The organism is Streptomyces sp. H27-H1, from assembly GCF_026627445.1.
GTDB lineage: Bacteria > Actinomycetota > Actinomycetes > Streptomycetales > Streptomycetaceae > Streptomyces.
This window is the reverse complement of sequence record NZ_JAPNLJ010000007.1, coordinates 258,739-279,184: the sequence shown is the minus strand read 5'-3', so window position 1 is coordinate 279,184 and position 20,446 is coordinate 258,739. Positions and strand designations below refer to the sequence as shown.

General features: G+C 72.8%; 17 protein-coding genes and 2 pseudogenes. 8 read left to right on the top strand and 11 right to left on the bottom strand.

The genetic code is table 11. From position 1 onward, the window contains the following. Positions 1–122: 122 nt before the first annotated feature. The gene (locus OTB20_RS10640; protein ID WP_267816686.1) at positions 123–1,130 is read right to left on the bottom strand and encodes a small ribosomal subunit Rsm22 family protein; all 1,008 of its coding nucleotides are present in this window, start codon (positions 1,128–1,130) and stop codon (positions 123–125) included. Between the two features lie 336 nt (positions 1,131–1,466). Beyond that, positions 1,467–2,771 carry a multidrug effflux MFS transporter gene (locus OTB20_RS10635; RefSeq protein WP_267816684.1) on the bottom strand — a complete coding sequence of 435 codons (1,305 nt, stop codon included), beginning with the start codon at positions 2,769–2,771 and terminating at the stop codon, positions 1,467–1,469. Between the two features lie 109 nt (positions 2,772–2,880). Between OTB20_RS10635 and OTB20_RS10630 the strand changes: the two genes are divergently transcribed. The 3 genes from OTB20_RS10630 (at position 2,881) to OTB20_RS10620 (ending at position 5,087) form a co-directional block, all read left to right on the top strand. Further along, positions 2,881–3,651 (top strand): SDR family oxidoreductase, encoded by a 771-nt coding sequence (locus OTB20_RS10630; RefSeq protein WP_267816682.1) that lies wholly within the window; start codon positions 2,881–2,883, stop codon positions 3,649–3,651. A 96-nt stretch (positions 3,652–3,747) separates the two neighbouring features. Then, the gene (locus tag OTB20_RS10625) at positions 3,748–4,608 is read left to right on the top strand and encodes a PhzF family phenazine biosynthesis protein (protein ID WP_267816718.1); all 861 of its coding nucleotides are present in this window, start codon (positions 3,748–3,750) and stop codon (positions 4,606–4,608) included. Then, positions 4,608–5,087, top strand: a complete 480-nt coding sequence (locus OTB20_RS10620) for a hypothetical protein (RefSeq protein WP_267816680.1) — start codon at positions 4,608–4,610, stop codon at positions 5,085–5,087. Before OTB20_RS10625 ends, OTB20_RS10620 begins: the two co-directional genes overlap by 1 nt. Position 5,088: 1 nt before the next feature. On the opposite strand, the gene efeU is transcribed toward OTB20_RS10620, so the two are convergent. The 4 genes and pseudogenes from efeU to OTB20_RS10600 all read right to left on the bottom strand — a co-directional run. Next, positions 5,089–5,922, bottom strand: coding sequence for an iron uptake transporter permease EfeU (efeU, locus tag OTB20_RS10615; protein WP_267816679.1), 834 nt, complete (start codon positions 5,920–5,922; stop codon positions 5,089–5,091). Positions 5,923–5,940: 18 nt separating this feature from the next. Continuing rightward, the gene (efeB, locus tag OTB20_RS10610) at positions 5,941–7,233 is read right to left on the bottom strand and encodes an iron uptake transporter deferrochelatase/peroxidase subunit (RefSeq protein WP_420716366.1); all 1,293 of its coding nucleotides are present in this window, start codon (positions 7,231–7,233) and stop codon (positions 5,941–5,943) included. A gap of 46 nt (positions 7,234–7,279) precedes the next feature. Next, positions 7,280–8,419, bottom strand: a complete 1,140-nt coding sequence (efeO, locus tag OTB20_RS10605) for an iron uptake system protein EfeO (protein WP_267757852.1) — start codon at positions 8,417–8,419, stop codon at positions 7,280–7,282. A gap of 187 nt (positions 8,420–8,606) precedes the next feature. Then, positions 8,607–9,083: pseudogene (locus OTB20_RS10600) on the bottom strand (ATP-binding cassette domain-containing protein); the annotation flags it as partial. Between the two features lie 252 nt (positions 9,084–9,335). Here OTB20_RS10600 and OTB20_RS10595 point away from each other — a divergent pair. Then, the gene (locus tag OTB20_RS10595) at positions 9,336–9,995 is read left to right on the top strand and encodes a PhzF family phenazine biosynthesis protein (protein WP_267816675.1); all 660 of its coding nucleotides are present in this window, start codon (positions 9,336–9,338) and stop codon (positions 9,993–9,995) included. Between the two features lie 104 nt (positions 9,996–10,099). Here the strand turns inward: OTB20_RS10595 and OTB20_RS10590 are convergent, their stop codons facing one another. Both OTB20_RS10590 and map read right to left on the bottom strand, forming a co-directional pair. Next, a complete protein-coding gene (locus OTB20_RS10590) occupies positions 10,100–10,747 on the bottom strand; it encodes a heme oxygenase (biliverdin-producing) (RefSeq protein WP_267757850.1) in 648 nt (215 codons plus the stop codon). A gap of 149 nt (positions 10,748–10,896) precedes the next feature. Then, positions 10,897–11,754, bottom strand: a complete 858-nt coding sequence (gene map / locus OTB20_RS10585) for a type I methionyl aminopeptidase (protein ID WP_267816673.1) — start codon at positions 11,752–11,754, stop codon at positions 10,897–10,899. Positions 11,755–11,813: 59 nt separating this feature from the next. On the opposite strand from map, the gene OTB20_RS10580 reads away from it, so the two are divergent. Further along, positions 11,814–12,053: a hypothetical protein gene (locus tag OTB20_RS10580; RefSeq protein WP_267816671.1), complete on the top strand. Its 240-nt coding sequence runs from the start codon at positions 11,814–11,816 to the stop codon at positions 12,051–12,053. Between the two features lie 10 nt (positions 12,054–12,063). Here OTB20_RS10580 and OTB20_RS10575 read toward each other — a convergent pair whose 3' ends face one another. Further along, entirely contained in the window at positions 12,064–12,669 is a 606-nt protein-coding gene (locus tag OTB20_RS10575) for a hypothetical protein (protein ID WP_267757847.1), read from the bottom strand. A 141-nt stretch (positions 12,670–12,810) separates the two neighbouring features. Between OTB20_RS10575 and npdG the strand changes: the two genes are divergently transcribed. Next, complete coding sequence (gene npdG / locus OTB20_RS10570; RefSeq protein ID WP_267816668.1) at positions 12,811–13,524, top strand: NADPH-dependent F420 reductase; 714 nt, start codon at positions 12,811–12,813, stop codon at positions 13,522–13,524. 68 nt (positions 13,525–13,592) lie between these two features. On the opposite strand, the pseudogene OTB20_RS10565 reads toward npdG, so the two are convergent. Further along, positions 13,593–15,355: pseudogene (locus OTB20_RS10565) on the bottom strand (TerD family protein). A gap of 172 nt (positions 15,356–15,527) precedes the next feature. Between OTB20_RS10565 and OTB20_RS10560 the strand changes: the two are divergent. Further along, entirely contained in the window at positions 15,528–15,710 is a 183-nt protein-coding gene (locus OTB20_RS10560) for a hypothetical protein (protein ID WP_267816666.1), read from the top strand. A gap of 55 nt (positions 15,711–15,765) precedes the next feature. Here the strand turns inward: OTB20_RS10560 and OTB20_RS10555 are convergent, their stop codons facing one another. Continuing rightward, positions 15,766–16,590, bottom strand: coding sequence for a site-2 protease family protein (locus OTB20_RS10555; RefSeq protein WP_267816665.1), 825 nt, complete (start codon positions 16,588–16,590; stop codon positions 15,766–15,768). Positions 16,591–16,662: 72 nt separating this feature from the next. Here OTB20_RS10555 and OTB20_RS10550 point away from each other — a divergent pair, with 72 nt between their 5' ends. Next, positions 16,663–20,436, top strand: coding sequence for an AfsR/SARP family transcriptional regulator (locus tag OTB20_RS10550; protein ID WP_267816716.1), 3,774 nt, complete (start codon positions 16,663–16,665; stop codon positions 20,434–20,436). Positions 20,437–20,446: the final 10 nt, after the last annotated feature.

Below are 20,446 nucleotides of genomic sequence, written 5' to 3'. Positions count from 1 at the left end.
CGGCACGTCGCCCACACATCCGGCCCGACCGTCTCCCCGACCCACTCCCCTTGAACCACAACAACGAGTCTGGCCCCGCCGCTGACGCGGCGGGGCCAGAACCCAACATCTTCATCAGCCTTCTAGGCCTCCTTCTGCGGAGGAGGCCACTCCTGGCCCCAGTCGGCGTCACGCGCCGCCTTGTACAGGTCGCCGTGGCGCTTGGTCACGTTGACGTGGGTGTGGCCCTCGCTCTCGGGGCCGCACAGCTCCAGCAGTACCAGCCCCTTCCGGATCTGCGGCCTGCGCGTGATCCGGGAGGCGGCCGGCTCCACCGGGAAGCGGGTGGCGGCCACGTAGCTGAACTTCTCGTCCTCGTACGGGAGGGAGCCGCCCTTGACCTGGCGGTGCAGGGAGGAACGGCTGACCCGGGTCGAGAAGTGGCACCAGTCCCGGCCGACCTCGATCGGGCAGGTCCCGTCGTGCGGGCACGGGGCCGCGACCCGCAGTCCGGCCTCGATCAGCTGGTCGCGGGCCTCGCGGATGCGCAGGTACCCCTCCGGCGTGCCCGGCTCGACCACCACCACGGCCTGACCGGCGCGGGCCGCCTCGGCGACGACCTCGCGGCGGGCCTCCGGGACCAGTTCGCCCAGCACGTACGAGACCGTCACCAGGTCCGCGTCGGGAAGCGCCATGCCGGCTCCGATGACGGTCCGCCGCCACTCGGCGGCCCGCAGTGCCGGGGAGTCGGAGGCCGCGGCCAGCTCCTTGCCGAGGACCAGCGCCGGGTCCGCCCAGTCCAGTACCGCCGTCTCGCGGGGCCCGCCCCAAATGGCGTCCACCGCCCAGGCCGCCGAGCCGGTGCCGCCACCGACATCCACGTGCGAAGCCGGGGACCAGTCCGGGGCCGCCTCGGCGAGGCCGTCCAGGGCGGACCGTGCGGCCTCGAAGGTGGCGGGCATCCGGTACGCCGCGTACGCCGCCACGTCCGAGCGGTTCCGCAGGACGGGGGTGTCGGTGGGAGTCAGCCCGCGGTAGTTGGAGATCAGCCGCTCCACGGCGGCCGTGGCCTGCTTCTGCGGGAGTCCTGCGAGCAGGCCGGCGAGGGCGCTGCGCAGGGTTTCGGCGGTGGTGGTGGCGGAGTCGTTCACCCGCGAAGTTTACGGGGCCGATCCCGTGCGGGTGGCCGGGCATGGTCTCGGCGCCTCAAACGCCGGCGGGGGCTGGGGTCGGCCCGGCGGGGCCGGAGGGTGCGGCGGCGTCGGGAGGCTCGGGGCTCCGCCCGGGACCCCGCGCCTCAAACGCCGGCGGGGCTGGAATTGGCCGACGCGGCTGGGATCGGCCCGACAGCGCTTGGGCCGGTCCCGCCGGGGCTGGATGCCCCGGCGGGAAGGAAGGTCGCAGGCTGGGAAGGAAGGGCGCCCGGGCCGGGGAAGGGCCCGGCCCGGGAGTGGTGCGGAGTCGGGAAGGTGCCGGCCCTCGGGGGGTCAGGGCTGGGTGGGGTGGGGGGTTGTGGGGCGCCAGGGGCGGCAGAGGGCTGTGAAGCAGAGGATTGCCAGGAGGGAGCAAGTTGTCTGGACGAGGGCCATCGGGATGGCCGTGTCCTCGCCGGCGATGCCTACCAGGGGGGAGGCGATGGCTCCCACCAGGAAGGAGGAGGTGCCGAGGAGGGCGGAGGCCGAGCCGGCCGCGTGCGGGGCGCGCATCAGGGCCTGGGCGTTGGTGTTCGGCAGGACCAGGCCCATCGCGGACATCAGGACGAACAGCCCGGCGCAGATCGCGAAGAGCCCGACCTCGCCGAAGACCCCGGCCGTCATCAGGAGCAGGGCGACCGACGCCGCCGTGATGACCGCGAGGCCGTACGCCAGGACCTTGTCCATGCTGACCCGGCCGACCAGCAGCTTGCCGTTGACCTGGCCCACGGCGATCAGGCCGATGGAGTTGACGCCGAACAGCAGGCTGAAGGTCTGCGGCGAAGCACCGTAGATCTCCTGCACGACGAACGGCGAGGCGGAGATGTACGCGAAGAGCGCCGCGAAGGCGAAGCCGCCGGCCAGCGTGTAGCCGGCGAAGACGCGGTCGGCGAACAGCCCGCGCATGGTCAGCAGCGCGGCGCCGACGCCGCCGGTCTGGCGCCGTTCGGGCGGCAGCGTCTCGCCGAGCCGCTGCCAGACCAGGAAGGTCAGGGCGGTGCCCACGACGGTGAGGACGACGAAGACCCCGCGCCAGTCGGCGAAGCGCAGTATCTGGCCGCCGATGAGTGGGGCGATGATCGGCGCCACGCCGGATATGAGCATCAGGGTGGAGAAGAACCGGGCCATCTCGACCCCGTCGTACAGGTCGCGCACGACGGCCCGTGCGATCACGATCGCGGCCGCGCCGGCCAGGCCCTGGAGCAGCCGGAAGCCGATCAGTAGCTCGGCGCTCGGGGCGAAGGCGCAGGTGGCGGTGGCGAGGACGTAGACGACCATGCCGATGAGCAGGGGGCGCCGGCGGCCCCATTTGTCGCTCATGGGGCCGATCACCAGCTGGCCCAGGGCCATGCCGGCGAGGCAGGCGGTGAGGGTGAGCTGGATGGTGGCGGCCGGGCTGTTCAGGGCCGTGGTGACCGCGGGCAGCGCCGGCAGGTACATGTCCATGGACAGCGGGGGGAGCGCGGTGAGCCCGCCGAGGACGAAGGTGACGAGCAGTCCGGTCCGGCGGGCGGCCGTCAGGGGTGGGGTGGTGAGAGGGGAGGGATTCGTGGTCGACGAGTCCTTCGAGGGCGCTGTCGCGGGGCCTCGCTCCGACATACGGAACTCCAGTCTTCTTATCGTGTCTTCACACCCCCTGATGGCCCCATGTTCTCAGCAATCGGAACGTCCCGGAGCCGAAGTCCCGTGTGACGTAGCCTGCGGCCCCATGAGCGCACGTGTGAACAAGATCGCCGTAGTGACCGGAGCGGGCTCGGGGATCGGCCGCTCCGTGGCCCTGACCCTGGCCGCCGCCGGTTGGTCGGTGGCCGTGGCGGGCCGCCGGGCCGAGCCGCTGGAGGAGACCGCCAAGGCCGCGAGTGAGGCCGACGCCGCCGCCGACGTGCTCTGCGTCCCGGCCGACGTCAGCGATCCGGACGACGTGGCCGCGCTGTTCGAGACCGTGCGGGAGCGCTACGGGCGGATCGACCTGCTCTTCAACAACGCGGGCACCTTCGGCCCGGCCGGAGTCGCCCTGGAGGACCTCTCCTACGAGGCCTGGCGCTCGGTGGTCGACGTCAACCTCACCGGTTCGTTCCTCTGCGCGCAGGCGGCCTTCCGGGTGATGAAGGCCCAGGACCCGCAGGGCGGCCGCATCATCAACAACGGCTCCATCTCGGCGCACGTGCCCCGGCCGAACTCGATCGCGTACACCGCGACCAAGCATGCCATGACCGGCCTGACGAAGTCCCTGTCGCTGGACGGACGCCCCTACGGGATCGCGTGCGGGCAGATCGACATCGGCAACGCGGCCACCGAGATGACCGAGCGGATGCAGAGCGGGATCATGCAGGCCAACGGGCAGCTCGCGGTGGAGCCCGTCATGGACGCCGCCGACGTGGCGCGCACGGTGCTGCACATGGCGGAGCTCCCGCTGGGGGCCAATGTGCAGTTCGCGACGGTGATGGCGACCGCGATGCCCTACATCGGGCGCGGCTGATCCCGGCTTCGGACGCGGCTGATCCCGACACAGGGCGCGGCTGATCCCCCGGCCCCCCGGGGGAATGCCCGCCGGCAGACCGGGGTTGTGGCGATCATGACTATCGAGGTATTGCGCTACACCGCCTTCTCCGACGACCCGGAGGGCGGCAACCCGGCCGGGGTCGTGCTCGACGCGAGCGGTCTGGACGAGGCGGCCATGCTGGGGATCGCCGCCGAGCTGGGCTACAGCGAGACGGCCTTTCTCACCGCCCCGCCCGAGGGTCTCGGCGGGGAGCCTGGACGGGCCTTCACCGCGCGCTACTTCAGCCCCAAGGCGGAGGTCCCGTTCTGCGGGCACGCGACCGTGGCCACCGCCGTCGCGCTCGGCGAGCGGGTCGGCCCCGGCGAGCTGGTGTTCGCGACCCGGGCGGGCACCGTGCCGGTGTCGGTGACCCGGGAGGGCGGCGGTCTGCGGGCCACCCTGACCAGCGTCGAGCCGCACACCGAGGAGGTGGCCCCGGCCGACCTTGCCGAGGCCCTGGCCGCGCTGGACTGGCCGGCCGCCGACCTGGACCCGCAGTTCCCGCCGCGCATCGCCTACGCAGGCGCCCGCCACCTGGTGATCGGCGCCGCCACCCGGGCCCGGCTCGCGGACCTCTCGTACGATTTCACCCGGCTGGAGGCGCTGATGCGCAGCCTCGACCTGGTCACCGTGCAGCTCGTGCACCGGGCGGGCCCGGCGGAGTTCCACGTGCGCAACCCCTTCCCGGTCGGCGGCGTCGTCGAGGACCCGGCGACCGGCGCGGCCGCCGCCGCGTTCGGGGCGTACGCACGCGAGAGGGGCCTGGTCCCGGCCGACGCCGTGCTCACCCTCCACCAGGGTGCCGACATGGGCCGCCCGGGCCGCCTCACCGTGGAGCTGCGCTCCGGCGACTCCCGGGTCCGGGTCGGCGGCGCGGGGACCCGGATTCCGTAATGCCCGTCGGGGGGACGCCCGTCGAGGTCCACGAGGTGCTGCCCGCCGGGCTGGCCGCGCGGGTGGCGGCCCTGGAGGCGCAGGCATGGCCCGGGCCGGCCCCCGGGCACGATCCGGCGCTCGCCCCGCGCGCGGTACTGCTGCTGGACGCCGACGGGCGCCTCGCCGCGTCCCTGGCGCAGTTCAGCTGCGACCGGGAGCTGGTCCCGTTCTACGTGGCCGCCGGCTTCGAGCCGCTTCCCGGCACGGTCCTGGTCGACGGCACTCCCGCGGACCCTCCCCCGGACTCCGTCCGGGACCCCCTGGCGACGGACGCCCCGGGCCTCGGCAAGACGGTGCTCGGGGCCTTCTTCGCCCAGGGCGCCGGCCCCGCCGACGGTGAGGGCGCCGACGACGAAGGCCGCGCGGACGAGGTCCGCGCGGCCTTCACCGGCATCCGCGTCCCCCTCTGCCCGGGGACGGTCGACAGGCTCTGGTGAGTCAGGAGCGGCTCGGCTCCGGCTGCGGCGCGGCCGACTTGGGCGACCCGGCCAGGAACAGCGCGAGCACCGGGACCAGGTACAGGGCCCACACCACGACCTGGAGCACGGTCGGGTCCGGCTGGAAGTTGAAGGTGCCCTTCAGCAGGGTCCCGTACCAGCTGTCCGGCGGGATCGTCTCGCTGATGTCGAAGGCCTTGTTGGCCAGCCCCGGCAGGAAGTCGGCCTCCTGCAGGTCGTGCACGCCGTACGCGAGCACGCCCGCGGCGACCACGACGAGCATGCCGCCGGTCCACGTGAAGAACTTCGACAGGTTGATCTTCAGCGCGCCCCGGTAGAACAGCCAGCCCAGAACGATCGACGACCCGATGCCGAGCAGGACGCCGATCAGCGGGGCCGCGCCGTCACCGGCCGCGTGCACCGAGCGCCACACGAACAGCGAGGTCTCCAGGCCCTCCCGGCCGACGGCCAGGAACGCCGTCGCCACCAGAGCGCCGGTGCCCATCGCGAGCGCCGCGTCGAGCTTGCCGTGGAGCTCGGCCTTCAGGTGCCGCGCGGTGCGCTTCATCCAGAAGACCATCCAGGTGACCAGGCCGACCGCGACGATCGACAGGGAGCCGCCGATCGCCTCCTGCGCCTTGAAGGTCAGTTCCTGCGTGCCGAATTCGAGGCCCGCGCCGAAGGCCAGTGACAGTGCGGCGGCCAGGCCGACACCCAGCCACAGGGACGCCAGCTTGTCCTTGTTCCCGGTCTTGACCAGGTAGGCGATGAGGATGCAGACGATGAGGCTGGCTTCCAGCCCCTCGCGCAGCCCGATCAGATAGTTGCTGAACACTTCGGTTCTCCCGGTCCCTTACGCGAACAGCGTCCGGCCCCACCAGTCGTCCTTGTCGCGGACGCCCGGCGGGACGGCGAAGACGGCCGAACCCACGTGCTGGATGTATTCGTTGAGGACGTCGGACTTGGCCAGCCGACGCTGGATCGGTACGAAGCCCTTGCGTACGTCGCGCTGGTAGGCGAGAAAGAACAGGCCCGCGTCGAGCCGGCCCAGCCCGTCCGTGCCGTCGGTGAAGGAGTAGCCGCGGCGCAGGATCGTCGCACCGTCGTTGCTGTCCGGGTGGGCGAGCCGTACGTGCGCCTCCGGCTTCATCGCCTTCAGGAACGGCTCGTCGCGCTCCTTGGACTTGCCGACGGGGGCACCCTCGCCCTTGTCGCGGCCGAAGATGTCCTCCTGCTCGCCGAGCGAGGTGCGGTCCCAGGTCTCGATGTTCATCCGGATCCTGCGGGCGACCAGGTACGAGCCACCGGCCAGCCAGTCCCCGCCGTCCCCGGCGCTGACCCACACGTGCTTGTCCAGCGCGGCCTTGTCCGTGCCCGAGATGTTCCGGGTACCGTCCTTGAAGCCCATCATGTTGCGCGGGGTCTGCTCGTCGGGCGTCGTCGAGGAGGTCTTGCCGAAGCCGAGCTGCGACCAGCGGACGGCGACCTTGCCGAAGCCGATGCGGGCGAGCTGGCGGATGGCGTGCACCGCGACCTGCGGGTCGTCCGCGCAGGCCTGCACGCACAGATCGCCGCCGGAGCGGGCCGCGTCGAGGTTGTCGCCGGGGAAGGCCTCCAGGTCCACCAGGGCGTCGGGGCGCTTGCCCTCCAGCCCGAAGCGGCCCTTGGCGAACAGGCCGGGCCCGAAACCGACGGTCAGGGTGAGACGGGAGGCCTTCAGGCCCAGCGCCTCGCCCGTGTCGTCCGGCGGCGCCTCCGGCAGGCCGCCGTAGCCGCCCTCGCCGACCGGGTGACCGGCCGTCATCAGCCGGGCCGCCTCCGTCCACTCCTTGAGGAGTGTGACCAGCTCGGCACGGTCCTTCGTCTTCACGTCGAAGGCGGCGAAGTGCAGGCGGTCCTGGACGGCGCTGGCGATACCGGCCTGGTGCTCCCCGTGGAACGGCACGGCCGCACCGGCCGAGGCCGCCGAGACCATGTCGGAGCCGGAGCCCATCGCCATGGCCGTACCGCCGGCCGCGGCGGCGCCGAGCGCGAGGCCCGCACCGCCCCAGCCGAGGACGGAGCGGCGCGAGGGCGCGGCCTTGGCCTGCCCGGGCGCATCGCCGCGGGCAGCATCAGCGGCTTCGTCCCGACCCTGCTCGGACACCGGCTCGTTCATATGAGGATCTCCCGCCTTCTCAGCTGATCCGGAGTTACTTCGCGACCGCGGCGGCCAGCTTCGAGAGCGGCTCGGCCAGCGCGTTGACGCCGTCGGAGAGCTCCTTGCGCTGCTCGTCGGTGACCTTGTCGTAGGCGGTGAACTCGTACGAGGCCTTGTTCGGGCGGTACTTCTCCAGCAGGTTGTTCAGTGCCGCGAACTGCTTGTCCAGCTCCGCGGTGAGCGCCGGGTCCGTCTTCGAGGTGACCGGCTTGAGCAGCTCGTACGCCTTCTCCGCGCCCTCGACGTTGGCCTTGAAGTCGACCAGGTCGGTGTGGCTGTAGCGCTCTTCCTCACCGGTCACCTTGCCGGTGGCGACCTCGTCGAGGAGCTCCTTGGCGCCGTTCGCCATCGAGGTGGGGGTGATCTCCGCCTGGCCGACCTTCTTCTGCCAGTCGGCCAGGTCGGTCATCAGGATCTCGGCGAGCTTCTTGTCCGCGTCGTCGATCTTGTTGCCGGCGAAGAGGGATTGCTCCAGCTTGTGCCAGCCGGTCCAGTCCTGGCCCGGCTCCAGGCCGTCCTCGCGGACGTCGACCTTCGGGTCGATGTCACCGAAGGACTCGGCGACCGGCTCGGTGCGCTCCCAGCCGATGCGCGAGGGGGCGTACGCCTTCTTCGCGGCCGCGACGTCGCCGGCCTTGACCGCGTCCGCGAAGGCCTGCGCCTTGGGGACGGTCTCGTCGGCCTGCTCCTGCACGTACTTGCGGTACGCGGCGACCGCGGCATCGGCCTCGGGGCTGCGCTTCTCGGTGCCGCCCGAGCCGGTGGCCTTGACGCTCTGGCGGATGCCGTCGCCCTTCATACCGGGCTTGCAGGCGACCTCGTAGTCGCCGGCCTTGAGCTCGGCGGTGATGGTGGCCTTGGTGCCGGGGCCGATGTTCTCGCGCTCCGCGACGATGCGGTCGTCGGGGAAGAGGATGTAGAGCTCGGTGACCTTGGAGCCCTTGTTCTCCACCTCGAACGCGACCTTGCCCGCGGGGAACTCCTTCGTGGAGACCTCGCAGGCGGAGTCGGAGGCCGCCACGCGCACCAGGTCCGCGCTGCCCGACTCGCTCTTCTGGGAGCAGCCGGTGACCGCGGTGATGGCGGCCACGACGGCGGCCGCGGCGGCGACGGTGAGGCGGGCGGGGCGCATAGGGAGCTCCTGGCAGTCTGGCGTTCGGCAGACGACCGCCCCGATCGGATGGGGGCGGCCGGTGAGGCGGACCTAACTTAACCGAGGCTTACCTCACCCATACCCGTGCGTCCAGTGATTCAGCGCACACCTTTCGAATCCGGACACGGAGCCGTTACGGCCTCCCCATGCCGACCCCAAGGCGGGGTCAAGCCGAGGTCAAGCCGGGGTGCGCGTTCCGTGCGGCGGAACGCGGCTCGCCCGCGTCCCGTACGGGGACCACCAGCGGCGCCCCGGTGCGCGGGTGCGCCAGGACCTCCACCGGCTGGCGGTAGACCCGGCGCAGCAGCCCGTCCTCGAACACCTCCGCAGGCGGGCCGTCCACCACTGTCCGGCCCTCGTGCAGGACGGCGACCCGGTCCGCGTACGCCGCCGCAAGGCCCAGGTCGTGCAGGACGACCCCGTCCCCGGCCGCCGCCCGCTCCCGGCAGATCCGCAGCACCCGCTCCTGGTGGCGCAGGTCCAGGTCCGCCGCCGGCTCGTCGAGCAGCAGCAGCGGGACCCGCTGGGCCAGTACGCGGGCCGGCGCGACCCGGGCCCGCTCCCCGCCGGAGAGCGCCGAGAACGGGCGCTCCGGGAAGTCCGTCACCTCGGTGGCGGCCATGGTGCCGGCCACCGCCTCCTCGCACCTCTACAAGGCCGAGTACAGGACCAGTCGAGTGCAAGACCAAGGGCGGGCTGCTCGCACTGAACGCCGTACGCGCGGCGCTCACCGCGGAAGGCGCCGCGGCCTTCGCCAACGACACCTCCGGCTCCATGTACAAGCCCGGAGACCGGCTCGACGACGTCAACCTGACCGTGTCCGTGGACAAGGGCGCCGTCCTGCCCGCCCGCGGGTGGCGCACGGCCCAGAACTGACCCGTGCTTGAATGCCCGCGTGAACGATCTCGACGTCCTGAAGGTGTTCTGCGCGGGTGACGGCAGCCACGGCAACCTGCTCGGCGTCGTACGCGACGGCCGGTCCTGCCCCGACGACGCGTCCCGGCAGGCGATGGCGGCCGAACTGGGCTACAGCGAGACGGTGTTCGTCGACGATCCCGAACGCGGGATCGTCGACATCCGTACCCCCGGCACCAGGATGTCCTTCGCCGGGCACCCGTTGGTCGGGGTCGCGTGGCTGCTCGACATCGAGGAGCTCCAGCCTCCGGCGGGCGCCGTATGGGCGCGCGACGACGGGGAGTTCACCTGGATCACCGCCCGGCCCGAGTGGGTCGTGGGCAAGCGCACGGAGCAGTACGCCGACGCCGCCGAGGTGGAGGCGCTGCCCGCCCCGCCGCCGGGCGAGGGCTGGCTGTACGCCTGGGCGTGGGAGGACGAGGCCGCGGGCCGGATCCGGGCCCGCGGCTTCCCGCGCCGGCCGGACGGGGCGATCGTCGAGGACGAGGCCACCGGCTCGGCGGCGATCCTGCTGACGGCCCAGCTGAACCGGGCCCTGAACATCACCCAGGGCGCGGGCTCCCAGATCCTCACCGCCCCCGGCCCGGACGGCACGGTCGAGATCGGTGGCCGCGTCCGCTTCGCCCCGGGCGGGAACTGAGTACGGGAGCCGGTACGCGGCGCTGCGCGCGTGAGTGCGGAGGAGGGGGGGGGGCCCCCGGGGCCCCCCCCCCCTCCACCGCACTCACGCCCCGGCGGCTACGGCTACGCGCTCATCGGGAACTGCTCGCCCAGCTCGCGGAAGACCGCGCCGTTGAAGTCGAAGGCGCGCTTGCACTCGTCGATGATGCGCTGCTTCTCCAGGTCGTCCGCGGAGATGGCGTCCAGCAGCTCGCGGTAGGTCCGCTTGAAGGCGGCCGGGTTGGAGATGTCCGCGAAGACGTAGAAGCGGACGCCGTCGCCCTTGCGCTCGAAGCCCCAGGTCCGCTCCGCCTTGTCGCGGATGATCTGGCCGCCGGAGAGGTCGCCCAGGTACCGGGTGTAGTGGTGGGCCACGTAGCCGCCCGGCCAGGAGGAGGCGCACTCGGCCACGCGGGCCGCGTAGGCCTCGGTGGCGGGCAGCGCGACCAGGCTCTCGCGCCATTCGGGACCCCGCAGGTGGGCGAGGTCCCGCTCGATCTCGGTCAGGCGCATCAGCTCGGGCTGGATGAACGGGCCGGCCACCGCGTCGTCCCTGAGGGCCTCGGCAGCGTCCTCCAGGGCCCGGTAGACGAACCACAGCTGCTCGGTGTAGCGCGTGTACGCGTCCACCCCGAGCCGGCCACCGAGCAGGTCGCTCATGAAGGTCGAGGTCTCTGCCTCGGTGTGCTGCTCGTGCGAGGCGACACGGATGACGGTGGAGAAGGCGTCCAAGGCGGACCTCCGAGAAATCGGAAGAAAAGGGGGAGCCGGGTGCGGCGGCCGTGCCGCCACACCCGATCCTCCTACTTAGGCTTACCTAAGTCAATGTGTTCCCGACGCCTTGTCGGTAAAACCTCCGGGAGGTGAATTCCTCGGACGGGTCAGGGCAGCGTCAGGATCTCCGCCCCGGTGTCCGTGACCACCAGCGTGTGCTCGAACTGCGCGGTCCGCCTGCGGTCCTTCGTGACGACCGTCCAGCCGTCCTCCCACATGTCGTACTCGTGGGTGCCCAGGGTCAGCATCGGCTCGATGGTGAAGGTCATCCCGGGCTCGATGACGGTGGTGGCGTGCGGGCTGTCGTAGTGCGGGACGATCAGGCCGGAGTGGAAGGACGAGTTGATCCCGTGCCCGGTGAAGTCCCGGACGACGCCGTAGCCGAAGCGCTTCGCGTACGACTCGATGACCCGGCCGATGATGTTGATCTGCCGGCCCGGCCTCACGGCCTTGATGGCCCGGTTCAGGGACTCGCGGGTGCGCTCCACGAGCAGCCGCGACTCCTCGTCCACGTCCCCGCACAGGTACGTGGCGTTGTTGTCGCCGTGCACCCCGCCGATGTACGCGGTCACGTCGAGATTGACGATGTCGCCGTCGCGCAGGACGGTCGAATCGGGGATCCCGTGGCAGATGACCTCGTTGAGCGAGGAACACAGGGATTTCGGGAAACCGCGGTAGCCCAGCGTCGAGGGGTAGGCGCCGTGGTCGCACATGAACTCGTGGGCGACCCGGTCCAGCTCATCGGTGGTCACCCCCGGCGCGATCAGCTTGGCGGCTTCTTCCATCGCCTGGGCGGCGATCCGGCCGGCGATGCGCATGGCCGCGATGGTCTCGGGCGTCTGCACCTCCGGTCCGGTGTACGGAGTGGGCGCCGGCTTGCCCACGTACTCGGGCCGGCGGATGTTTCCGGGAACGGAACGGACGGGAGTGAGCTCGCCTGGTACGAGCAGCGACTGGCCAGACATACGAGCGAGTGTATCGAGCGGGTATGGGGCAGCATGGCGACAGAGAGAGGAGCCTGACGATGGCCCTGTTCAAGAAGCGCCAGGTGGGTAAACCGGGCGAGTGGTACTACTGCCTGGTCCACAAGAAGGTCGAGGAAGGCCCCGAGTGCCCGGCGAAGGACCGTTTCGGCCCCTACGCGACACCCGAAGAGGCGACCCACGCCATGGAGACGGCGCAGGAGCGCAATCTCGAATGGCAGAACGACCCCAAATGGAACGACAAGACCCGCGAGGAACAGGAAGGCGAAGCCACTCCCTGAAGCCCCGGGGCTACCAGCGGCTGGGCGGCGGCGCGGCCAGCTGGTCGGCCAGCCGCGCCAGCCGGTCCCGGAACCGCCTGGGCCCGCGCTGCACCGGCAGGCTGTTCTCCCCGGCCGCCGCGCTGACCAGGTGCTGCACCGTGTCCAGGTCCAGCTCGGCGGCTCCGGCCGGCACGGACAGCACCTCGTGCGCGAGCGTCCCCAGATCCGCGTCCCCCCCGTCCAGGGACAGGACGGTCGCCCCCGCACGCCGGGCGTCGTGCACCCGCTCCAGCAGCCCGTCACCGGGGTGATCCGGAGCCACCACCAGCAGGGTGTGACCTCGTCGGGCCGCCTCCAGGCGGCTCAGGCCGACCGAGAGGTGCGGGGCGTCACCGGGCAGCACCCGGTGACGTACGAGCGTGGGCGCCAGCTCGGGCAGCCCCGACCAGGCGGCCTCGTCGACCAGGTGTGCGGTCATGTGCCAGGGCTCGTACTGCTCGGTCCCGACCAGCAGCAGGTTCCCGCCGGCGGGCACGACCGACCGCCGCAGCGTCCCGGCGAACCGGCGCGCGGCGCCGGGCCACTGCGTACCGGCGAGCACCTCGCGCAGCAGCGCGACTCTCACGGCGTCCATATCGGCATCCTGCCGTATGGAAGGGACATACGGGAGCCGTTCCCCCCATCTCCCGCCCTGCCCGCCCATCTCCCGACCCGCCGCTCATCTCACGCCGTCCGCGCATTCGACTCCGGCGATCTCGCCGCTACCCTCGCCCCCATGACCTCCACAGACAGCACGCAGCAGCCCGCGAAGGCTCCCGCCAAGGACCCGTGGGACCTTCCCGACGTCTCCGGCCTCGTCGTAGGCGTCCTCGGCGGTACCGGCGACCAGGGCCGGGGCCTCGCCTACCGGCTCGCCCGCGCCGGCCAGAAAGTGATCATCGGCTCCCGCGCCGCCGACCGCGCGCGGACCGCCGCCGACGAGCTCGGGCTCGGGGTGGAGGGCGCGGACAACGCCGAGTGCGCGCGCCGCAGCGACATCGTGATCATCGCGGTGCCGTGGGAGGGCCACGCCAAGACCCTGGAATCGCTGCGCGAGGACCTCGCCGGCAAGCTCGTGGTCGACTGCGTCAACCCGCTCGGCTTCGACAAGCAGGGCGCGTACGCCCTCCAGGTCGAAGAGGGCAGCGCGGCCCAGCAGGCCGCCGCCCTGCTGCCGGACTCCCGGGTCACGGCGGCCTTCCACCACCTCTCGGCGGTGCTCCTCCAGGACGCGTCGGTCGACGAGATCGACACCGACGTGATGGTCCTCGGCGAGGTCCGCGCCGACACCGACATCGTCCAGGCCCTCGCCGCCCGCATCCCGGGCATGCGCGGGGTCTTCGCGGGCCGGCTGCGCAATGCCCACCAAGTCGAATCCCTGGTGGCCAACCTCATCTCCACCAACCGCCGCTACAAGGCCCACGCGGGCCTGCGCGTCACGGACGTCTGAGCCCGGCGGGCCCGTGCGGGCCCCGCCGAGGGCCACCCGCCCGGCCTCCGGACGGGTGGCCGTGCCCCTCAGCCGCGACGGCCGGCGCGGCCCTCGACCGGGCCCAGATGCGCCACCACACCGTGGTAGAAGCGGTCCACGGCATCGTCCACGCTGCGGATGAACCCGGACTCCGTGTTCCCCCGCGTGCTCCCCATCCCCTTCAGCAGGGACAGCCGGAAACCGACGACCGCGGCACCGTCCACCGGCACCAGACTCCCCGGCTCGGGCCGCAGCCGCTCCAGCGTGCCGCGCGGCCCGCTCCCCGGCCCCGCCCCCGCTTTCGGCCCCGCCTCGACGAGGCTCTCCACGTGCAGGTCCGCCGGAGCCTCGGCGAGCAGCTTCAGCAGCCGTTTCACCGTGACCAGGGTCGAGGCCCCCTCCGGGGCCGGCACGTCGACGGACGTCCGTACCTTGGAGGTCCTGAGGTCGGCGCCCACCGCGATGACACTGCTGGTCCCGTCGACGCGCAGCTCCGCGGAGAGCTTCCCGTCGGCGCACAGCCGGTCCGCCGCCCCGACCCGCCGGGCCTGCGGATCACTGTCCCGCCGGGCCCGCTGCACCGGCAGCGCCTTCTGCCCGAGCTCCCCGCCCAGCCGCAGACAGACCTGGCGGATCAGCCGCTCCCAGCTCTCCACGACCTCCACCGTCCGGGCGTCCCCGAGGCCGAGGGTCTCGTCCTCGATGCCCTTGCGTACGGGGACCCACGCGGCGCCCATGTTCTGGAACCCGTGGCAGCCGGACTGCTCGTGCCGCAGGTACTCCAAAAGCTCCTGGAGCAGCCAGGCGTGCGCGGCGTTGCCCACGCCCTCGTGCCGGATCAGCAGCTGTGCCTGGTGGGCGACCTCCGTCCAGGACAGGTGCCAGAGGCTGACCTTGTGCTTGCGCCGCCCGTCGACCTTCACCTCCACCATGGGGCGGCCCTCCAGGGCCACGTCGTTGGAGAGGGTGACCACGGCCTCGTAGCCGCGGCGCGCGGCGATGTCCATGTACTCCTGGACCTGTTCCGCCCTGAGCGGGTTGCCGTTCGTCTTGGTCTCCACGAGCGCCGTCCACAGCTTGCCGGCGCGCTCCACCCGGATCACCCCGTCGGGGCGTCGCGGAGTGTCCCCGTGGGGGAGGGTGACCTCCGTGAAGGTCTGCATCCGGCCGGCGGGCGCGCCGAACCCGGCGGTGAGACGCCGGCCGAACTCCGGCACCTGCGCCATGACCGACAGCAGCACAGAGGTGGCGCGCACCTCCCGCTCCTTGTCGTTCTTGAGCGAGGGGACGGGGAACAGACGGGCCTGGCTCCAGGACTCGTTCTCGGCGAGGGACTTCTTGGCCACCTTGGGCAGGGTGACCTTCTTCCTGGTCGTACGGGGAAGGCGCTCTCCACGCCCGCGTCGTCGATGGAGTAGCCGACCAGCGTTTCCCCGGAGCGGTCCGCGACCGTCATCCGCAGGTCGTCGAGGTCTCCGAAGCGCTCGCCGGCGTACCGGCTGGCCGCCACCACGATCCGGGCGACGCCCTGCGGGACCGCCGTCAGGTCCACACCGATGCGGTCCTCGTCGCCGTTGTCGGTCGGGGCCTTGCCCAGCAGCTGCACGCTTCCGTCGGCCGCCGCCGGATTGTTGTAGAAGTAGAAGTCGTTCTCGCCCCGGACCTTGCCGTTCTCGTCCAGCAGCAGCACCGAGACGTCGGCGTCTCCCGCCCCCGAAGCGCTGCTTCAGCTCAGGCTCACGACGACCGCCCCGGCGTCCTCGCTGAGGGCGGTCAGACTGACGTTCGCGCCCTTCGGGATCTCCTGCATGTCTTCCCCCCGGTCCTCCGCACCCCCTGCGCGGTGCGCCTCGGGCGAACCGTCGCCGCGGGGGGAGGAAAAGATGACGGTATGGCGGAAATCAGCCGGACGGGAGCACGCCGGGGCATGGGGGACACTGGAGGGGCTCGAACCGCTTCAGCGTCTCCGAGGAGCCCCCGCCATGCCCCGCCTTGCCGTGTTCGCCGTCATCCTCTGCGTCCTCGCCACGGCCGCAGCCGTGGTCTCCTTCGTCGAGGGCAGCCTGCTCGGGATCGTGTGGGTGCTGATGGCGGGAGTCACCTCGAACATGGCGTGGTACTACCTGCGCAAGGCGAAGATCGAGAAGGCCCGGGCCGCGGGCTGATCCGACCCGGCACGACCCGGCACGGCCCGGCCCGGCCCGGTCCGGAAGAGACGCTCTAAGACGCCTGGCAGAAGCCGCTGGTGTCCTGCCAGAACTGGTAGAGGTTGCGGCCGCAGTAGGCCTCCAGCTCGCTCACGCCGAGCGCCGACAGCACTCCGTACACCGCGTCGAAGAAGTACGCGTTGATCTCCGGGATCCACAGCAGCGCGAAGACGGCCAGCAGGCCGAACGGGGCCAGCGGTGCCACCTCGCGGCGGATCCGGTGGGAGAGCCAGGGCTCGATGATGCCGTAGCCGTCCAGGCCCGGAACCGGCAGGAAGTTCAGGATCGCCGCCGAGACCTGAAGCAGGGCCAGGAAGCCGAGCGCGAAACGGAACGCCATCGGGACCCCGTCCAGGGCGTTCAGCCAGAACGGGGCCGTGCAGACCGCCGCGAAGGCGACGTTCGTCAGCGGGCCCGCCGCCGAGATGAGGCTGTGCCGCCACCGCCCCTCGATCCGGTCGCGCTCGATGTACACCGCGCCGCCGGGGAGACCCAGGCCGCCCATGATCACGAAGAGCACCGGCAGGACGATGCTGAGCAGCGCGTGCGTGTACTTGAGGGGATTCAGCGTCAGATAGCCCTTCGCGCCGACACTGAGGTCTCCGCTGTGCAGGGCGGTGCGGGCGTGCGCGTACTCGTGCAGGCACAGGGAGACGATCCAGGCCGCCGTGACGAAGAGGAAGACCGCCAGCCCCAGGCTGGTCGAGTACCCCGTCCACACGGCCCACCCCGTCACCGCCATGACGGCGAAGATGCCGAGGAACACGGGACTGATCTGCCGGTCGCCGCGGTCGTGACTGCGGGGGTGGCTACGGTTCTGACTGCCCTGGGGACCCATACGGCGAACCTATCCCGCAGGCGGCACCCGACGGGGCCCCGGGCCGGAGACAATGGGCCGGTGCGTTACACGATGCTCGGCACCACCCAGGCCCTCCGCGACGACGGGAGCACCGTCCCCGTGGGCGGGGCGCGGCTGCGCGCGCTCCTGACCGCGCTCGCGCTGCGGCCGGGGCGGGCGGTGCCGGCGGCCTCCCTCATCGACGAGGTGTGGGACGGGGACCCGCCGGTGGACGCCCTCGCGGCGCTCCAGGCACTGGTGGGACGGCTCCGCAGGGCGCTGGGGCGCGAGGCGGTGGGGTCCGGAGAGGGCGGCTACGTACTCGTCGCCGACCGGGACGACATCGACCTTTACCGCTTCGAGCGGCTGGCGCGGGCGGCCGGGACCGCCGCCGACCCGGCCGAGACGGCCGCCCTGTACGACGAGGCCCTCGCCCTGTGGCGCGGCGAGCCGCTGTGCTCGCTGCCCGGTTCGGGGCCGGAGGCCGCCCGCTGGGAGGCGCTACGGCTCGACGCGCGCCGGGGCCGCCTGGACGCGGCGCTTGCGCTGGGCGAGGCGGAGCGGGTCCTGCCGGAGCTCACCGCACTGTGCGCGGGCCGGCCGCTGGACGAACCCCTGCAGGCCCTGCGCATCCGCGCACTGCGCGACGCGGGCCGCCCGGCGGAGGCACTCGCCGCCTACGAAGCGGTCCGCCGCGACCTGGCCGGCCGCCTGGGCACCACCCCCGGCCCCACGCTCCGCGCCCTCCACACGGCCCTGCTGACACCACTTCCCCCGGCTTCCACCAGCCCGGGCCGCCCCGACCGGCCCGGCCCCACGGTGGCGACCGGCCGGACCCACCCGGCCGGACCCGCCGCGCCGACCGGCGGGACCCACCCGGCCGGACCCGCCGCCACCGACACCGGGACGACGGCCGCCCCCGGCGTGGTCGCGGCCTCGCCGGGTTCCCCCGCGTCCCAGGCCGGCCCCGGCGAGGCCGGGACAGCTCCCAGCCGTGCCGACCAGCCCACCCATCCGGCTGCGCCGGGCCGGCCGCACCGGCCCCCGTCGGCGCCGTCCGGGCCGGGGAGCGGGGCACCGGACCGGGCCGACGCGCTGCCCGGGCAGGATCACGTACCGCCCGGGCAGCATCACGTACCGCCCGGCCTGGGCGCGGGCAACCTGCGGATGCGGCTGACCACCTTCGTCGGCCGGGAGAAGGACATCCGCGTCATCGGGGACGACCTCGCCCGGTCGCGGCTCGTCACCTTGCTCGGACCCGGCGGAGCCGGCAAGACCCGGCTGTCGCAGGAGGCCGCCGAGGCGCACGCACAGGCCGGCCGCGGCATGCCGGACGTACGCCCCGACCCCCCGGAGGACCGGTCCGCCGACTCCGGCCACACCCCCGCCACCACGGGCCCCGGCTCTGCCGGCCAGGGTTCGCACCCTGGCGACTCAGGCTCCGCCCCCGGCGGGCTCGGCTGGGTCGACGGGGTGTGGTTCGTGGAGCTGGCGCCCGTGGACGACCCCGAGGACGTCGCCGAGGCCGTGCTCGCCGCGCTCGGGGCGCGGGAGACCAAGTTGCGCGGCGGCTCCGCCGAGGAGATGCGGGTACTGACCGAGCGCGCGGGGGACCGACCCCTCGACCGCCTCGCAGAGCATTGCGCGCGCCGCCGGATGCTGCTGATCCTCGACAACTGCGAGCACGTCGTCGACGCCGCCGCCCGCCTCGCCGAAGAGGTGCTCGCGCGCTGCCCCGGCGTACAGATCCTGGCCACCAGCCGCGAACCCCTCGGCGTGCCGGGCGAGACCCTGCGCCCGGTGGACCCGCTGCCCGACCCCGTCGCGCTCCGGCTGCTCGGCGACCGGGGGGCCGCCGCCCGGGCGGGGTTCACCGTGGACGAGGACCCGGCCGCCGCCGTGGAGATCTGCCGCCGCCTCGACGGGATGCCGCTCGCCATCGAGCTGGCCGCCGCCCGGCTGCGGCTGCTCACCCCCCGCCAGATCGCCGACCGCCTCGACGACCGGTTCAGGCTCCTGACCGGCGGCGCCCGCACCCACCTGCCCCGCCAGCAGACCCTGCGCGCGGTCGTCGACTGGTCCTGGGACCTCCTCGACGAGCCGGAACGGGCCGTCCTGCGCCGCCTGTCCGTCTTCGCCGGCGGCTGCGACCTCGACGCCGCCGAGGCCGTCTGCGCCGACGCGCCGGCCGGGGCCGCCGCCGCGAACCTCGCCGTCGGTGACCTCGACGTCGCCGACCTGCTCGGCTCCCTCGTCGACAAGTCCCTCGTCGTCGCCGCCCCCGACGGCCCCGCCGGCATGCGCTACCGCCTCCTGGAGACCGTCGCCGAGTACGCCGCCGACCGACTCGCCGAGGCCGGCGCGGACCGTCCGGACACCGAGCGGCGCCACCTCACCCACTACCGGGAACTCGCCCGCACCACCGAGCCGCTGCTGCGCGGTCACGGCCAGCGCGCCGCCGCCGACCGGATCGCCACCGAGTACGAGAACCTGCGTACGGCCCTGCGGCGCGCCGTCGCCGCCCAGGACGTCGGCGAGGTGCTCTGTCTGCTCCACTCCCTCGCCTGGTACTGGCAGATGCACGACCTGCGCACCGAACTCCGCCACTGGTCCGCGGCCGCCTCGGCCCTCGGCCCCGACCCGTTCGCCCCGCCCGTGGTCCCCGCCCCGCCGGTCTACGAGCGGATCGTCGACACGCCCCCGCCGTACGAGGGCGAACTGCTCACCGAGGGCTGGCGCGGGATCCAGGTCATGAGCCTGGCCTCCCGCGACCAGACCGACGCCAACTGGTCCAGCCCGGAAGTGCGGGTCCAGGTCGACGGCATGATCGCCGCCTACCGCCCGGGACTGCCGCAGACCTGCCGGGCCCCGGGCGTCATGTGGATCTACGCCGTGATGATCGCCGGGAAACCGGGGCTGCTCCACGAGGTCATCGAGGGGACCGTCGAGACCGCCCGTGGCCTCGGCTACCGCTGGGAGCTCGCCTCCGCCCTCCAGCTGCGCGCCAACATCCTGGCCAACCGCGCCGACTGGGCCGGCGACGCCTCCCGCGATGCCGAGGAGAGCCTCGCCGTGTTCCGTGAGCTCGGCGACGACTGGGGCTGCGCCGAAGCGCTCTCCGCGCGCGCCGAGGCAATGGAGAAGTCCGGTGAGTACGTCCTGGCCGCCCAGGACTTCCGCGCCGCCATCGAACACGCCCGGCGGCTCGGCGCCAAGGCCCAGGTCATGGTCCTGCAGGTGCGGATGGCCGGCACGCTCGTGGAGAGCGGAGACATCGAGGAGGCGGAGGAGCTCCTCAACCGGCTCCTGCCCGGAGTCGACCACGTCGGCAACGAGGCGCGGCCCGCCGCTCGGATGTTCCTCGCCGGCATCTACGGCCGCACCGGCCGCGTGGCCCGGGCCCGGGCGGAACTCCAGGTCCTGCGCGAGGAGTTCTCCTTCGGCGCCTACGCCATCTTCGACGGGTTCCTGCTCGGCACGATGGCCTGGCTCGACAATCAGGAGGGCAAGTACGAGGACGCCCTCGCTCTGGTCCGCCGCGCCATCGAGAGCGCCCAGGACCCGCTGGCCCTGCTCATCGCCCCGCACCTCCCGGCCGTGTACCTGCTGACCGCAGCCGTCTCTCGCGCCGGACTCGGCGGCCCCCGGGGGGCGTACGACGCCGCGCGCCTGATCGGCGCCTACCGTGCCCTCGTGCCGCCCCGCCACTTCCCGATCAGCATCGAACGCGCGGACGCCGAGTGCGCCGAGCGCCTGGCCCGGGCCGCGCTCGGCGACGCCGCGTACGAGGCGGCGTACGCCGAAGGCGGCGGCCTCACCCTGAAGGAGGCCACCGCCCTCGTCTGACCCGGTCTGC

What these genes read in the sequence shown, in the direction of transcription:
- OTB20_RS10625 (WP_267816718.1), top strand. Translation starts at nt 3,748, where the DNA reads ATGACTATCGAGGTATTGCGCTACACCGCCTTCTCCGACGACCCGGAG.
- OTB20_RS10575 (WP_267757847.1), bottom strand. Translation starts at nt 12,669, where the DNA reads ATGGACGCCGTGAGAGTCGCGCTGCTGCGCGAGGTGCTCGCCGGTACG.
- OTB20_RS10550 (WP_267816716.1), top strand. Translation starts at nt 16,663, where the DNA reads ATGCTCGGCACCACCCAGGCCCTCCGCGACGACGGGAGCACCGTCCCC.
- OTB20_RS10620 (WP_267816680.1), top strand. Translation starts at nt 4,608, where the DNA reads ATGCCCGTCGGGGGGACGCCCGTCGAGGTCCACGAGGTGCTGCCCGCC.
- OTB20_RS10635 (WP_267816684.1), bottom strand. Translation starts at nt 2,771, where the DNA reads ATGTCGGAGCGAGGCCCCGCGACAGCGCCCTCGAAGGACTCGTCGACC.
- OTB20_RS10560 (WP_267816666.1), top strand. Translation starts at nt 15,528, where the DNA reads ATGCCCCGCCTTGCCGTGTTCGCCGTCATCCTCTGCGTCCTCGCCACG.
- map (WP_267816673.1), bottom strand. Translation starts at nt 11,754, where the DNA reads ATGTCTGGCCAGTCGCTGCTCGTACCAGGCGAGCTCACTCCCGTCCGT.
- OTB20_RS10580 (WP_267816671.1), top strand. Translation starts at nt 11,814, where the DNA reads ATGGCCCTGTTCAAGAAGCGCCAGGTGGGTAAACCGGGCGAGTGGTAC.
- OTB20_RS10630 (WP_267816682.1), top strand. Translation starts at nt 2,881, where the DNA reads ATGAGCGCACGTGTGAACAAGATCGCCGTAGTGACCGGAGCGGGCTCG.
- npdG (WP_267816668.1), top strand. Translation starts at nt 12,811, where the DNA reads ATGACCTCCACAGACAGCACGCAGCAGCCCGCGAAGGCTCCCGCCAAG.
- efeO (WP_267757852.1), bottom strand. Translation starts at nt 8,419, where the DNA reads ATGCGCCCCGCCCGCCTCACCGTCGCCGCCGCGGCCGCCGTCGTGGCC.
- OTB20_RS10555 (WP_267816665.1), bottom strand. Translation starts at nt 16,590, where the DNA reads ATGGGTCCCCAGGGCAGTCAGAACCGTAGCCACCCCCGCAGTCACGAC.